Source organism: Enterobacter cloacae complex sp. IR5459 (genome assembly GCF_049238005.1).
In the GTDB taxonomy this organism is placed as follows: Bacteria; Pseudomonadota; Gammaproteobacteria; order Enterobacterales; family Enterobacteriaceae; genus Enterobacter; species Enterobacter hormaechei_C.
Map to the genome: position 1 here is coordinate 115,973 of NZ_JBMKIG010000011.1, position 15,273 is coordinate 131,245.

Annotated in this window: 14 protein-coding genes; 9 read left to right on the forward strand and 5 right to left on the reverse strand. The window is 46.1% G+C overall.

Going from position 1 to position 15,273, the window contains the following annotated elements; genetic code table 11:
* Positions 1–1,999: 1,999 nt before the first annotated feature.
* From ACOTX4_RS20480 to ACOTX4_RS20500, 5 genes are all read right to left on the reverse strand, one after another.
* The gene (locus ACOTX4_RS20480; RefSeq protein WP_000681217.1) at positions 2,000–4,420 is read right to left on the reverse strand and encodes an Ig-like domain-containing protein; all 2,421 of its coding nucleotides are present in this window, start codon (positions 4,418–4,420) and stop codon (positions 2,000–2,002) included.
* 464 nt (positions 4,421–4,884) lie between these two features.
* A complete protein-coding gene (locus ACOTX4_RS20485) occupies positions 4,885–5,496 on the reverse strand; it encodes a hypothetical protein (RefSeq protein ID WP_001572415.1) in 612 nt (203 codons plus the stop codon).
* 20 nt (positions 5,497–5,516) lie between these two features.
* Positions 5,517–5,780 carry a hypothetical protein gene (locus tag ACOTX4_RS20490; protein ID WP_000149861.1) on the reverse strand — a complete coding sequence of 88 codons (264 nt, stop codon included), beginning with the start codon at positions 5,778–5,780 and terminating at the stop codon, positions 5,517–5,519.
* 93 nt (positions 5,781–5,873) lie between these two features.
* Entirely contained in the window at positions 5,874–6,635 is a 762-nt protein-coding gene (locus ACOTX4_RS20495; protein WP_001167416.1) for a methyltransferase, read from the reverse strand.
* A gap of 80 nt (positions 6,636–6,715) precedes the next feature.
* Positions 6,716–7,480 (reverse strand): hypothetical protein, encoded by a 765-nt coding sequence (locus ACOTX4_RS20500; protein ID WP_000277497.1) that lies wholly within the window; start codon positions 7,478–7,480, stop codon positions 6,716–6,718.
* Positions 7,481–7,800: 320 nt separating this feature from the next.
* Here ACOTX4_RS20500 and ACOTX4_RS20505 point away from each other — a divergent pair, with 320 nt between their 5' ends.
* The 9 genes from ACOTX4_RS20505 to ACOTX4_RS20545 all read left to right on the forward strand — a co-directional run bounded on the left by ACOTX4_RS20505 (position 7,801) and on the right by ACOTX4_RS20545 (position 15,266).
* Positions 7,801–7,968, forward strand: coding sequence for a hypothetical protein (locus tag ACOTX4_RS20505; RefSeq protein WP_000803860.1), 168 nt, complete (start codon positions 7,801–7,803; stop codon positions 7,966–7,968).
* A 72-nt stretch (positions 7,969–8,040) separates the two neighbouring features.
* Entirely contained in the window at positions 8,041–10,431 is a 2,391-nt protein-coding gene (locus ACOTX4_RS20510; RefSeq protein ID WP_000694550.1) for an Ig-like domain-containing protein, read from the forward strand.
* Between the two features lie 434 nt (positions 10,432–10,865).
* Positions 10,866–11,336, forward strand: a complete 471-nt coding sequence (locus tag ACOTX4_RS20515) for a hypothetical protein (protein ID WP_000170638.1) — start codon at positions 10,866–10,868, stop codon at positions 11,334–11,336.
* 49 nt (positions 11,337–11,385) lie between these two features.
* Positions 11,386–11,682, forward strand: coding sequence for a type II toxin-antitoxin system RelE/ParE family toxin (locus tag ACOTX4_RS20520; RefSeq protein ID WP_000581857.1), 297 nt, complete (start codon positions 11,386–11,388; stop codon positions 11,680–11,682).
* A 242-nt stretch (positions 11,683–11,924) separates the two neighbouring features.
* Positions 11,925–12,872: a flavin reductase gene (locus ACOTX4_RS20525; protein WP_164846946.1), complete on the forward strand. Its 948-nt coding sequence runs from the start codon at positions 11,925–11,927 to the stop codon at positions 12,870–12,872.
* 407 nt (positions 12,873–13,279) lie between these two features.
* Positions 13,280–13,657, forward strand: a complete 378-nt coding sequence (locus ACOTX4_RS20530; protein ID WP_000853477.1) for a hypothetical protein — start codon at positions 13,280–13,282, stop codon at positions 13,655–13,657.
* A gap of 94 nt (positions 13,658–13,751) precedes the next feature.
* Positions 13,752–14,180, forward strand: a complete 429-nt coding sequence (locus ACOTX4_RS20535; protein ID WP_001133498.1) for a hypothetical protein — start codon at positions 13,752–13,754, stop codon at positions 14,178–14,180.
* A 64-nt stretch (positions 14,181–14,244) separates the two neighbouring features.
* Positions 14,245–14,502, forward strand: coding sequence for a hypothetical protein (locus ACOTX4_RS20540; protein WP_001290637.1), 258 nt, complete (start codon positions 14,245–14,247; stop codon positions 14,500–14,502).
* A gap of 155 nt (positions 14,503–14,657) precedes the next feature.
* Complete coding sequence (locus ACOTX4_RS20545) at positions 14,658–15,266, forward strand: hypothetical protein (RefSeq protein WP_061456200.1); 609 nt, start codon at positions 14,658–14,660, stop codon at positions 15,264–15,266.
* Positions 15,267–15,273: the final 7 nt, after the last annotated feature.

Sequence of the window (15,273 nt, forward strand, 5' to 3'; positions counted from 1 at the left end):
AACGGTAATGAGTCAAAAGTCATTACCGTTGTCATTGTTCTCTACCACCCTATGTAGATCGAGATTGCGAATTCAACGCTTTCTCCTGAGTCACCTGTTAACACCCGGTTTCTACGCTTTACTTCATTGGCCAGTACATCCAACGGAAAATATCGTAACGGGGTGACAATGGCAGTGAGTTGACCCACTCACTACCATCGACATTCAAATCCCGGCTTCTCTGGTAGCTATAGTGACAATGGTAATGATGTGTACCTTACTGGCATTGTCATTGTCCTCCGAGTGTGCGTTCAGCTTTGGGAGGACACCGGAACTTAATGCGGCGAGTCACGGCCATTGTGAATCTCGATTGGATTGGCGAATACGGCTTCCGGTTGGGCCAGATGTCAATGGTTATGCTTCATCCAGCTCATTACTGTAGTCATTGCCGTTCAGCTGAGCTGATGCTCCTCTCATTCTATGTGGCGACAACGGTAGTGAGCCCAGAAAGTGACTACCGTTGTCATGGCCGTCCAGTAGAGCGGGTCAACCTCTTAAATCACAGGGTGACAACGGTATTGAGCCCAGAAAGTCACTACCGTTGTCATGGACGTCTGGTTAAGCGGATCTACCTCTCAATTCACAGGGTGACAATGGTAGTGAGCCCAGCAAGTCACTACCGTTGTCATAGTCGTCCCGTTGAGCAGATCAACCTCTTAACTTACAGGATGACAACGGTAGTGAGCCTATTAAGTCATTACCGTTGTCATTGCCATCCAGAAGAGCGGATGATCCTCTCAATTCATACGGCGACAATGGCACTGAGCCCAGCAAGTCACTTCCGTTGTCATAGCCTTCCAGAAGAGCAGATGAGCCTCTTAATTAACAGGGTGACAACGGTAGTGAGCTCATTAAGTCATTACTATTGTCATGGCCGTACAGCTGAGCTGATCATCCTCTCAATTCACACGCCGACAATGGTAGTGAGCTATTAAAGTCACTACCATTGTCATAGACGTCCAGTTAAGTGGACCATCCTCTCAATACACACGGTGACAACGGTAGTGAGCCATTAGAATCACTACCGTTGTCATTGCTTTTCAGGTGCACTGATAAGGCTCTCAATAGACACGACGACAATGGCAGTGAGCAATTAGAGTCACTTCCGTTGTCATTGCTTTCAGCTGAGCTGATAAGGTACGTCATTTACACGATGACAATGGCAGTGAGCCAATCGAGTCACTACCGTTGTTAATGCCGACCAACCGAGGGAAGGGTCCGCTCAAAGAACTGAGTGACAACAGTAGTGAGATCATCCAATCACTACCATTGTCAGCTTAAACCTGTAGGACGAAGAGGCTTGTCCGATAAAATGACGACAATGGAAATGAGCCTATCCATCACTACCACTGTCATTAAAGTCCAGCGGTTCAACGTTAATCAGTAGCTCCGGATGACAATGGTTGTGAGTCAGGCAATTCCCAAGCATTAAGTGACAGCAGCGTAACACCTCTAAGCTCACTCCTGTTGTCAGGGGTTAGGGTATTGAGTCTCTACCGTCGTCAGTGTTTCTGAGACACCAGTATTGCAGATCACTACAATTGTCACTTAAGTATCGACGGGGGAATAGATGCAAGTGACTGGCTAACCAGTACCAGTTTAGATTCAAAACGATCCCATCTTTGTGGATGCACTTGAGTAAGCTCGTATGACGATATGTCAGAGAAGTGACAACGGGAGTGAGTTGCCGGACTCACTACCGTTGTCATCCCCGGTTGAAGGAAGAGGATCCCCGGGGCTGTATATTTACCGGGTATCCTTACTCAAGGGTTTCGACACTCACTCCCATTGTCGTAATCAACGAGTGTGCATTGTCTTTTAAAAGCATCGCTGGAAACGTACGATTAAAGTAACTTTTCTTTCGGTTCTTCCTTGCGAATCTCTGAAGACGTACTGGCTGATCGGAGTCAAGGAGGGCAGTAAAATTGAAGCCGTCAGTTTTACTGTCGGCTCCGGGTAGTTACTTCAACTCGTCGATCTGAATCATGAATTCTGAGGTGCCAACTTTCCCATTTTCGGAAGGATAAACGGGTAACAGAAGATTATCCCCCTGGCCCATATCTATTTGCACCTCAACTGACTCACCTGGAGCCGCCTGTGCCCCGTTAAATTTAATACCGAAGGCTGCATCCTTCCGCACAGTCAGCGTTGCGTTCTGGACCCCTTTAGCAATTTCTCCATTTGTCTTACGCAGAACGTTAGTGGACAGGTACGCAAGGGGTACGCCATCTGTCGTTTTGAGAGGCGAACTGACCGATAATGTGCGTAGATTATGTAACTGCACAAGGTTATTCGGTAGATAACTGAACTTCTGAGTATAGGTTTTGGTATTCGACTGACTATCGGCAACTGTTACGCTAATTGAATAATTTTCAGATGGTTCGAAATTTGGGAACAGCCTCGGATACTCAGGCATGTATGTATCTTTGCCTGCCGGTGACCACGTAAGCTCAACGTTATCAGCTGTGGGGCCACCTACGAGCTGAAGACGGGTTATCCTCGGGGTTGTCAGATTATCTGCCAGAGCGATCCTGAGGTTCTCCAGGCCGTACACTACCGTATCGTCTTTTACCGGCTTTCCGTCGAATGTTATGGCCACTGTCGGAGGAGTGTTATCCAGAGCAATTTCTCCGAAAGTTTTATTGGTCTGGTTCTGGAAGAAGTCCCTGATGTTGACCTCAACGTTGTATTTTCCTTCAGACTGACGGGATAAATCATAAGCAATCGTGTAGTTACCTGAGATACGAGATTTGATTACGCCTGTGGGTGACATCCGGGTACCGGTGTTCTTATCGGAAAGATAAAATTCCCTCAATGAGACCGAGTCGAACCAGTTACCATCGCCTTCAAGTGACGCCAGTACATCCAGCTGCTTGTTAGTCTCGTCATATGATATCGAGTTTATTACCGGCAGTTGTTTATTGTTCCAGCGTGTCATAATCCATTGCTCAGACCGCAAAATGGGATTGCTGATGCTGCGAACGAAGTAAAGGATCCTATTGTAGCCCTGGGTACCCAAGGCCATATCAAACGTCTCAGGCGCTTCACACGAGGTTTTTCCTGCCGGAATGGTGCAGGTCGCCTTACCGCCGATCTCTTGTGCAAAGGGCCGGGCTTCAACGTTAAAACGAAGTCGGGAAATTTTAATTGGCAGTCGTGATGAAGCCACACTCTCAAAATCCTTCCACTTAACCCAGTTCCCCTTATCATCGAGGAAATCTACCCAGGTACCCGCAAATGCAGGCGTTTGGTTTGCAGATGGGTTTAGAACGAGGCTGTATGACGGATAATACCCTCCCCACTGGCCAAAGTTCGCCATACGAGCCATATCCCCATTAATTGAGCCATAGGGAAGAGTCATTTCAACATAAGCATAAGTGCTGTCTACAGCTATCTCTTTGGGGGCGGAATATTGATTGATGAACTGAAGCCCACCTTCTGAATAAGCACGGTAGTTAGATTTTGGGATCCGGTAGACTAATCGAATAGGGTTTTCGTTAACGACCATACCGGCTTTGTAAGCCGGATAATTAGAAACCCCGGGTACGACGCTGGAAGACGTATTTGGATCATGAACGGCCCACAGTGTCATCTCACCCAGCGTGTTGTCGTAGCGAAATTTTTGAGTTGGCAGCGTTCGGCTATTACCTGCGTTATCGAAGATAACAACTTTTGCAGTAAAGTCTTCATCCAGGTTGCTGTCTGGTATTCCGGTTCCCTTAACTGAATTCTTAGAGTAAGTGTGGTACATCTTTTGGCCGGATACGTCATACTGCATCTGTGTAGTGCTGTAGAGGCTACCGTCCTGCCTGTAAATATATATTAGGCCCTTATCAATACCATTTGCATCACTTACGCCCGAAGAGGTGAAGTCATACTGCCCCGTTGCCTCTAATCCAAGCTTCCACACGTCACCAGCGGTAGAGCCAGAACCAGTATTAGCGGTAAGAGCATTTGCCGCTGGAGGGGTGACATCAATTAGCCAGTTATAGTTATAGGTCGCTACAGGCTTCTGATTGAGATCTAACACGTTTATCTGAACGACAAATTTGCCTTCACCCAAAGCAGGCAAAGTTACTTTTTTGCCGTAGAACTCACTACCGTCAGCAGCTGTTAGTCGGTCTGATACACCCGTCCGTGTAGTCGTAGTATTAAGAATGACAGTTCCAGTGTCTTTCGTGACTTTGACATTAACGAAACGATCAAGACCTGAAATAAGTGTCAAAGTTACCGGTGATGCCGGATTAAGCATAAGACGAGAAGACGGGGCGTGGATCTCAATACCGTTCGTGTCCTTAAAGGCCGATTCATATATCTGAGCTGGGGCCTGAACAGACATACCGAGTCCGGCTACAGCAGTAATAAAAGCGAGATGTTTCATTCTTATTCCCCTTTAGGTTTGGTGTTATTTTAAGCTTTTCCTAAAGGTCACTATGTTCGTAAAAGTATAAAAAACTTCTCCATATGGTGCTCGAAATTACAAATCTATAATTTGCCTTTCGACAAACCTTATTGTGCGTTCAGGACGTAAATCTTTCTTTTTGGAATTACATCTGACATTGCTGTGGTATCCAAACTGGCAACGATTGCAAAACTTATAACATTAGCCTGAAACTATCGGCATCCACATATCGCATTAAGTGATGCTTTTACTTTGTGTAAAAAAGAATCAGGATAAATTAGGTATGACAGATATAAATGCGTTAACGGACGGCATATATGAATCAAAACCTGGCGGTATTACGCCACCAGTCGAGAGGGGAGTGAACCTCAGTCAGTACGTCTACCTTCGTTCCGCAAGGCGCTTCTTGTTGTGAATTACAAACTGCCCTGGCGAGAACTGCATCATTTCACCCCCAGCAACACACGTGCCTCTTCAACGGTTTGCCACGAAGGCATTGCTACGCCAGATTGACTGCCGTTGCCTCTGCGCTCACCGGTGTCACATTCTACATAAAGACGCATCAGCATCGCTTCTATTTCAGCGGCCCGGCTATTATCCATTACCAGTTCTGCTGCGCGTCGTAGCTGTTCTGGAATGTCATTCCACATTCCCGCACCACTTCTGTCTTTGTTAGTGAGCAAGTCTTCAATAGCAGATGAAGCCATGTTAAGCAGGTCAGCCGAAACTAAAGGCATCGGCGGGGCGGTATAGAGGATTCGACGTCTTCCGCGTCTGTCTGGATCGTATTTATCATAAAAAGCTTTGTTCACATCTTCCCAGTGCCACTGAAGTTGCCCGGTTGCGTCATGGTGGCAAAACTCGCACTGATAAACAGGCGCAATCGACATAACTGCCTTTCCAATACGTGCCAGTACAGCAACTTCGTCAGCTCTAAGACTCATTGCTTCGCTTGGGTTACTACCCTCGGAAAATTCCAAAATTTGTTCAATACGTTCTGGTGTGAAAGTGGTCATAGGCTTTGAAAACATATTTTTTCCAGTTGTGCTTACCATATCATCAGGCCTTAAGAGCGTTAGCGAATAATTAACAGGTCAGGACCAAAACTAAATCCTTCCCCCATACGGTCTTCATGACGGGAGACATATGCCTTACCGTATTTCTCCAGATCCTGTAAGCGATCTTTTGCCAGATTCCACGAGTATTCCTGGCCCCACACGGGTCCGTCACGCCCGTCAAAGCGGTCAGGTTTACAATTTGCTTTCAGAAGTGCGTAGACATGCTCCAGCGTGGGTAGCTGCAAAGCACTATTAGCCTGAGAAACGGCAGTATGCGTCATTTCTGTTCACTCTTTATTGATTTAGTCAGTTAAGCCGGTCAGGTAACTTTAACCGGCTACTCGTATTAAGATTTCTTTCCGGTTGCTTGTCAGTTAGCGGCGAAGATCAATTTCAAGGCGGGCTGTTTTGACCTTTGTTCCGGACTCCCTAAATGTATCATCCGGAAGAGGCGAAATTTGTCCGCCAAGTTGTTTGACTCGCTCCCTGAGCGCTTTTGTCAGTGTGTCTTCCCGGAACAATACCCCAGCTGACAGAATGGCCTGTAAGCGACCTCGCTTAGCGAGCATTGCGATGGCATGCATGACATGTTTAACGTCAGAGCGTTTAAGGAATGGTGGATTCATAACGATAACATCAAAAGTTTCATCGGGCTGGTACCCAAGAAAGTCGGTATGCACCAGCTCGGCCCCTGTGCTAAGGACACTATCGTTCTTCACTGCAAGGAATCGCTCATCGTTCAATTCGATCCCGGTAATCAATGCATCCGGAGCCGCCAGTTTTAAGGCTTTCAGAATGCGGCCATCACCAAACTCAGGCTCCAGAACACGTTCCCCGGCAGCTGGTTCAGCGCGTAGAACCATATCTGTGACTAAATTCTCAGGGGTAGGGAAGAAATTGAACAAATCACGTGGGATGTCGACCGAACCTGTCAGAATGATTTGCTCGATACGCTCAGCTGCATCCGCCGTAAAAATATGTGCCTGCTCTTTTCGGTTCCATTTGCCACCGGCAGCTTCCAGCACTTTGTTTGTCTTAACATAAATGCTGCGGTCGAGCTGGTCGGCCAGGAAAAGAAAGTTCCCTTCAGCACGGCAGCGAGATAAGACGTTCAGAACTTCAGTTGAGATTTGCATTAAAACTCCATTAAGAGGATTTACCCGCCTGGCGGCAGCGGGTTGGTTACTTAAACAGGACAATTCAGATTTGGCCTTGGTTAGTCGGCAGACAACAGCAGGGATGGGCTGTTATAAGCGAAGCGGTCAACGGGAGCCTTCTCAAATCGCTGACCGCTTGCATCAGGGGTCAGAACGAGTCCGTTATGGGCGCAATGAATGTGGAGCAACATATCCCCGCCGGTGTTGATGTGTAAGGCAGGCACACCCTGATCGATTTCGAACATGACACCAAAACAGGGGTTACCTTCCTTGTTAACAACTTCACAGTGGATGTTATGTTGGCCGGTAACGCTGACCTGATAGGCCTGACTGTCCTCTTCTCTCAGTGTTTCCTCCTCCAGGCGCCAGTCCTGAAGTGTGAGGCTAATTTCAGGGGTATCATGCTCCTTCTGAAGAGCCTGGATACCTTTACGGAACAGCTGCATCATTTCATGAGTAAGGCAGTCTTCCTCAGCTCCAAAATGTTCTTTCCAGCCTTCAGGATCTGCATACATCCAGACGTTTTTAGCGAGCGAAGGTAAGGAAGCATCAGGCTCTACAAGGAGGTGAGGGATGCTCTCTTTGATTCCGAGATAACGTACTGGCTGGCCGTTAAGCGGTAACCCATCCGGCACTGTAACTTCAGCTCCTGGCAAGACGACGCTGTTTACCAGACCTCCACAATGTTCTGCCACCACCCGGCCTAAATCTGCCATAAACATCCGATGCTTTTCTGGTGAGTCCAGCTCACCAAGGAGTTCAGGTTTAAGCAGTAAACCGGTAATAATCTCAGTCAGTTCACGAGGAGATACTAATTTATACATTTTGTTTTCCTTTTCTGTGTTGGCTTTATATTAACAATCCAGATGCACGAGCTAATAACCTCCAGACAACTTTTTCAAAAATTATATACTTAAAGCAGGGGCTAATATGCGCAAGAAATGAATTTAGGAAGGATGGCTTCAAATTTAACTTTTTGGTTTTTTATTTTAGACGGACTTTAAAATAGCATCGCTGGTAAAATAATAAACATGGTTTATTTTTTGTTTGTATTGACAATCAAATGGGTAAAAATTAATTTACTTACATGGCGTATATTTAATGCCACCGTCCCGGCGGCACCGGGCATAAAAGGAAAACCATCTTGAAACCAATGCTCAAAAAAGATTTTTTTTCAGCTATTGAAAACCTTCTCAAAGCTGGCTTTCAACCTCGCTTTTACACTGTTAACAGTGGACGAATCGGTCTCATTACATTCACTGATAAAAATGGAACAAAACAGGTCCCGCCGGGCAGAAAAGAAAAACATTAAAATTAGCTATTTTCCCGAAAAGATCTCGAACACTGAAAAAGTATCATGGGGAACCTGATCAGGAGACAACCCATGAAAATCAAACTAGCCCTGCTTATTGCATTTGCAGGTTTCAGCGCAGGAGCTTCCGCTGAAATCGCAGAATTCAGCTTTAAAGATACCCTGAACGTTAAAAAGACCGTATCGCCTGCATCCGTATGGATTAATCCGGTAACGAGCTTTGACGTTGCCGTTATTTCCGGTCTGGACCGTTATATTACGCTCAGTCTGCTGAAAAGTGACGGGAGCCTCATCTGGAGCACGAAAAGCAGCCTGGTTACCGTAGATGACCGTACCACATCTTCGACAGGCTTTGATTATTACGGCAAGACTCTGACCGTACCAGCGATGGGAGAAGATAGCTTCACCCTCAGAGAGGTGATTACCGACTTGCAAGGGAAGGAGGTCTCCCGGCAGGATTACCCGCTTGCAATTGACCGAACGCCTCCGGCAACGGGTACCATAAGTTATACGAGAAACGGGTGGAACTTTGGCAGCGAAGCGATCTTCACTTCAGTACCAGCCGGTATGCAGTACGCCAGCGTCCAGGCACTGGTCTTTAATGGACTGAGTGATAAAGGTTCCGGGCTTGCTAATGCTGAATATTTCATAACCGATGCCGCTGGAGTGGAGCGTAAAAAGCCAGCGGAAATTAATACAGTGGAAGGTAGCGTAACCGTTCAAGTCGCCGACGCAAGCAGCAATGCCCTGGCACCGGAAAACCGCTCTGAATATAAAGTGGGGATCTACCTTTATGACAAAGCGGGAAACAGGATCGAACTAAGCCGCCGAAGCGTAATTGATCGGGTTAAGCCTGACGATATCATCCAGGTGCAGGACGCCACTACCGGATCATGGGTCACTTATCAGTCTGGCATGACCGTCTTCCAGAACCCTATTTCCGTACGGGTATTAAGGAAAAAAAGTGACTTTACTGCTGTTAACGGTTCCAAATATGGCTGGGCGGACTCGAATTTCCAGACGTCCGATAGCACTTATAATATTTATACTTTCAAATACATATATCCCAATGTGGGGGATACTTATCATGAATTCCAGACTCTGGCAGGAGGAGTAAGACGAATTCATCATAACTCCCTCAACTTCACTCCAGCCCCGGCGATGGAAATAGCCCCGAAGATAGTGGCTAAAGAGATGTACCGGAGTGATACCAGTGAGTGGTTAACTCAGGCCTCAATCAGCGTTAAAACCGCCACCATTAGCCGCATAAAGGTAACCGCTGAACCCCGACCATACGTGCAAAAGTTCAGAACGGTAAAAAATGCAGCCTGGTTCTGCACTATACCTATCGGACAAAGTTCATGCGAGATGACGGTTAACTTCAACTACACCAGTGACAAAGGATTTGAGTATCTGCACCTTTACTCGGGAAAAGATGGTGACAGCATATTCGATGCGCTTGCTGGTAATTTTACGGTTATCTGGGATAACAACCCACCGGTGGTTAATGTCGCTCAGGTAAACAAGGCCTCCAAGACAATCACTATGACGGCCACCGATAATGATCGCGTCAACGCCTGGAACATCAGCTACTGGGATACCAAAGTTTTCGAAGCCACCCTTAAAAATGCCCGGGGGGAACCTTTCACGCTGAAGCCTGTGACCGTCAGTGAAAGCGATTATAAAACCAAAAACGCCACCTTCTCATACGCTGGTCTACCGGACGGGGATTATACGGTGGTTAGCGTCTCTGCCACGGATCTTGTTGGAAACACCGGAACCAAAACGCTTAATGCACCGCTGAAAATTGACTCAACGCTTCCGGTTATCGCGTTCAGTTTTAATGGCGCAGACGCAGAAGGAAAACTGGTTAAAGGGCTTGAGAACCTTCGCATAAGCGTTACTGATGCCTCTGGGGATGCTTCCCTGACATCGCTTCAGCTCGCTGGTGGACCTAACTCTGAAAAGGTCACCCTGGCATTCACGCCGTTATCCAAGGATGTCTTTATTCCGGAATACCCCAGAATCTTCCCCAACACTGACGAATCGGGACAGATGTATCATCTGGAGGCACTGGCTATTGACGAATCAGGTAACCGGACCACTAAAACGCTTAATTTTACCTACCAGCCTGCGAATCTGATTATGCTGGATAATCTCAAGACGCTGGCCACAGCCGTAGCACTGAAAGCAACGGACAACACGCCGCTGGCCATCATCCGAACCAGTGTGTTGCGGCGTCAGGACGGTTCTATCATTACCGGACAGTTAAACGGAACCCTGACTGTTCAGAAAAATGCCCAGTTCGGCGTTACGGTTGCCGGAGTTACGGTCCAGCCTGGTGAAACTAAATCGCTGTCACTGGATCTTGGTAATGGTGAAGAGCGCACGTATCCCGTTACTCCCGCTGTAAGTGGTCAATCTGGCACGGCCACATTTGCTATAGAATTCCCTCAAACATAAGCTCTTCAGAAGGGTGCGGTAGTATGCCGTACCCTGTTACGCCATCCTCAATGTAATATGTAGAGTTGAGCATGACTTAATTATTACTTTCTCATTAAGTGGCTCTTAAATTGCAAACGGGAAAGTAATATTCCCGAGACGGGAAGGACGCCTTCCTTTTGGTTTTAATCTATGATGCTAAACCGTTTAATCACTCCGGAACAATGCCCGCGTTTAAATGGCTGGCACCAGTACATGATTTATCCATGAATGCTTTTTGATGCACTTTTACTTCAGAATGCTCTTAATTTTTTAAACAAAATTATATTTGAATCCTTCGTGTATAAATTTGCAGACCCTCTCTCAATGTTTTTTTAAAATATTTACTCTCAGGTTATTAGCCAGTAGATTCATTCTGTCATGATTACTCCAGAACTAACCGGAGGAATCACATTATGACCAAATATTATGATCGCAGTGGAATTGAAATCTCCAGCGCAAAAATCCGCTGTGTTGATTCTGTAAAAGGTACTGCGGAATATACTTTTCGTATTCTTTGCGATAAATGCAATGGTCGGGGAGAGCGTAAGCATTTTTATAGAAGTCGCTGTATGGCTTGTAAAGCCACGGGTTACAGCCTCGAAACGACCCGCACTGCTTACACGCTGAATGCGCTGTACCGCATTAATGCTCAAGCTGCCCGCAAAGTGTCAGCATCCTTGCAAAACGAGCGTTTGAGGACTGAAAACGCCCACAACTCTGCGTTCAATGCATGGTGCAGATCTCATCAAAAAATGGTTGATGCAATCACCCAGCAATCCAGCAGTAATAATTTTCTGGAAAGCCTTAAGTCTTCTTTAACCCACCAGCGTCAGTTAAGTGATAAGCAGCTGGCAGTCGCCGCCCGCATTTTAGGGATTCATTAATTCAAAGCCCTTTTAATTTAATTTTAAGGTCAATTATTACGGAGGAACTATGATCCATTCATTTAAAGACAGACGGCTTGAAAAGTTCTTCCGTAATGGAAAAACAACGGCAGGTATTCCTTCTGAAATTATTAACGCGATTCTGTGTCGACTCGAAACGCTGGATAATGTCCAGAGTGAGCGGGAGTTATTATCCAACAGCTTGCGTTATGAACGCTTAAGAATGACGTCAAACCGTTATTCCTCCATTCGAGTAAACTCTAAGTATCGATTATTCTTTGAATGGAATGATGGCGCACATAATGTCCATTTGTCAGCACATGACTATAAATCGCTCATCCATTAAGGTTAAAAATGAAGCTATTTTCAATTTCATCCCGGGATACAAGCATGGACGCGATGTTTTATATCCAGGCCAGTACTAAACAATAGGCAAGTTACATATTTAGTACCCTTTCCCCGAAGCCTACTGCGAACTGCCAGCTTACAGATTTGCAGAATGAGACGGTCGTCCCTTCCATAAGCCCTATTTCGCTTTCACTTAACCCCTGGTCGATCAATTCCCAGTCCCGAACCCGGGAATTGAGTATGGCCACGCATGGTCTTAACCTGATCTGTGCAGTCACGGATGAGCATACCCGTCAGATAGTAGACTTTTGCGATAACCTTGGACAGCAGCTTAAGGATCCGGACGACAAAAGCGCCTGGGTTAAGCTCATTAATTCTGAATGCGCATTGCTTAATTCTCCGCGTTTATATCCCGTTCTGCTGGAGCCGGAGACACCGGCACAATTTGAAATCTTTGTGCCAGCTCCGGAAGATGGCGATCACGACACGGTTATAGCCAGCGTTGTTGAAGAATGTTTCGGAGATGAATGCCGGTACAGAGCAACGGACAAAGCTTTTGCAATGTCGGAAAAGCCAATCATCAGGCTGGAAGCACATTTCAATGACAAACGGGAAAAGGTTTTAGAACTGACCTTTTCCAGTTTCAACCTTTCACTTTCTGCGTCCGTGTATGAACACCAGCTACGTCAGATTTTATTACTTTGCGAAGATTTTGGCGTAAGGCTTCAGGGTAGAGCCGGGGCATCCTGCCACATCAATATGCGCAGCGCTTACCGTCGTCTTGCACATGTCGGCACCGGCTCTCGCCCAGGTGATGGGAGTGATGTGCGGGGCTATACCTCATCTAAAGAGCAAAAAGATGTTAAGGGGCTGCTCGATAAGTCAACCAGGGGAAGTGAGCTTGTACCGGCGAGGCACGGGCAGCAGTTTAACGGTGTCTTAGTGAATGCCACACCCGCACCGGCCACGACGGGTTTTATATACCTGTCGCATGATTTTCCGGAAGGCCAGTTTATGATGACAGCCGAGGTGTTGCATGTTGGAATAACACCGGGCGGGATCTACTACATTGAAACACTGGACGGATACCGGTTTATCGTTACAGCGTTTGAAAAGGGATTAATGAACGGTTTAAGGGAGTTTTTGGCTGTAAATGAGGACTACTTTAAGTATTACCGCTGGTCTTAGCGTCTGACCTGAAACCGGTAGGCCAGGGAAGGCAACCGGGAAAATGCAATTTAACCTGATCCTCTCCCTACCACTACCTTTACCCACGTATAATAGCCCGACCAAATTATAATGCCCGATCACCGCATTGGCTGAAACCACACATATTCTTCTTAGGCCTCGCCTGATGAACTTCGACCACAAGACAAAGGAACGTAACTAATAAATAAAATTTATGAGCTGCACAAAAGTTACTTTTCCATAATGGCGCTTCACTTACATTGTGGTTTCATAATCATTGTTGGTATTTAAAAAGGATGTGTTCAATCTTAAATAAAAGGCGGTGTTTTTTTTCTGAAAATTTGCTGGGAGGTTATTAGCTGGGGGTTGGGTAACAGTATAATAAGTACAGATGAAAAGGAGGTTTTATGAAAACGTTAGACGTGATTTCAACTCAACTCAACTTTAATAATCTGCTGAATCAGGCAGGATATAATCTTTCAGAAATTGTTGTTAAACGCTACAGCGCTGCACCCGCCTTTAACGAAGGGCACTGGTTGTTCATTGCAGAGCAGGATAATCGCTACATTGAAGTGGTCAGTCTTCTTTCAAAGGCATCAGAAAGCGGAGAGCAGCATGTCGATATCTTTATCAATATGTTCGAAGATCCGATTGATGACATTATCTCCCGAAACATTGAACCCAAAACATTTGCGACACTTTATAAATACATTGAACGTATACCTTTTACACCGGACGTAAAAAAAGAATTCTTGAGCAGTATTGAGACTATTAATTTTAGTTAACTAAAAATTACAGATTTTCTTTCACCAAGTTATTAGGTAATGATATCGACCTGGTATCATTACCGTATCATGAATATGGACGGGGACGGGTAAAATGCCTAATAATACTGAAGTCATTAGCTGCGACTTATTTTCAATTCTTTCCTCACTTAATTTTAGTGTTGAGGATATTACAGGGCTAACTCCGGCCAAATTCAGAAAGGGGGCTTTCTTGCATGCAAAAATATCTGCAAGCCAGGCCACGCGAGCAGCTGATATTTCCCTTCAATTACTCACGGATCGTGTTTCAGGTGAAATGAACTACGTAATAGTAATTGGCAGGCACGAAGGGCTCCTGCAAAGCGAAGCAATTGACCCAAACGCTGATAAGCAGTACCGGGAAAACCGTCATTCTCGCCATTTTATCCCAGTAACCGATGCCAATACCAAAGCCCTGAAAAAAACCTGCAAGGTAATGAAAACATATATCAAAGAGCAGGCATTTAAGCCTAACACCTGGGGGCACAATTTCATTAAGGGTTGATTTATTCTTGCCCCGGTGAACCGGGGCAACGCTAAATTAACCTCAACCTGAGCTGGAGGCACAAATGTCTGAAAAACACTTTATCGTAAAGATCCAGAACCGTAACGGCGACCATGAGAAAAGCTATGTTCGTATACTCGTCAGCGATTGTGAGAAAAATGCTTGCCAGACGGCACTGATTTCCGAGTGTGCTGGCGAGGTTGAACAGCTGAGTTTTGAAGACGGTGGGGTTTATGACTACAACGGCGAAAATCACTACAGTGTCAGGAGCTGCGTGGAGGTTGCCCCTGAAGATGTTGCAACTTTGCAACGCTACCTTTAACACCTGCGGCATTAAAAAAAATATCGGGTGTCTGTTACAGGATGCCGCTGTTTTAAACGATGCCTCAAAGATCGCTATCGCTCCTGATGCCTTCATTAAGAGCGGGTTTGTGGTAGGTTCAGCGTAACAAAACTACTGGAATTTTGGTTGCCTCGATGAAGAGCTGCTTTTCTGATTTACCCGTTAAAGACGGCAAGTCCGGAACTTGGAAACTGGACACTTTCGAAATTACCACAGATAAGGCGCTGACCCTCGCCCTTCGTGCCGAGTGTACTGGTAATACAGATGAGTTTATCCCGCCCGGTAGATATCGCCGCTTGTCCAACGTCTGGGATGTGGTGATGTCCAATACCCCGATGGAGATCCGAACCTGCCAGGATTTTATAGAGCGAGCCACCGGGCGGGTGCTCATTAATGGTCTTGGTCTTGGTATGGTGCTCCACGCCATTCTTCAGAAAGACGATGTAACCCATGTCACGGTAATCGAAAAAGAACAGGATGTTATTAACCTCGTTGCAGCCTCGTTTGCAACCGATCTTCGCGTTGAAATTATTAATGCTGATGCAATGGAGTATTGTCCACCAGCTGGCGTTACGTACAACGCTTGCTGGCATGACATATGGACAGACTTCGCAACAGCTAATCTCGCACAGATGGATAAGCTGGAAAGTAAGTACCGGGACATCTGTGACTGGCAGGGATCGTGGGGCAGGGAGGAGTGTGAGCAAAAGCTCATTGAGTTCCAGAATCTTGAGGCTGATTAATCCAACT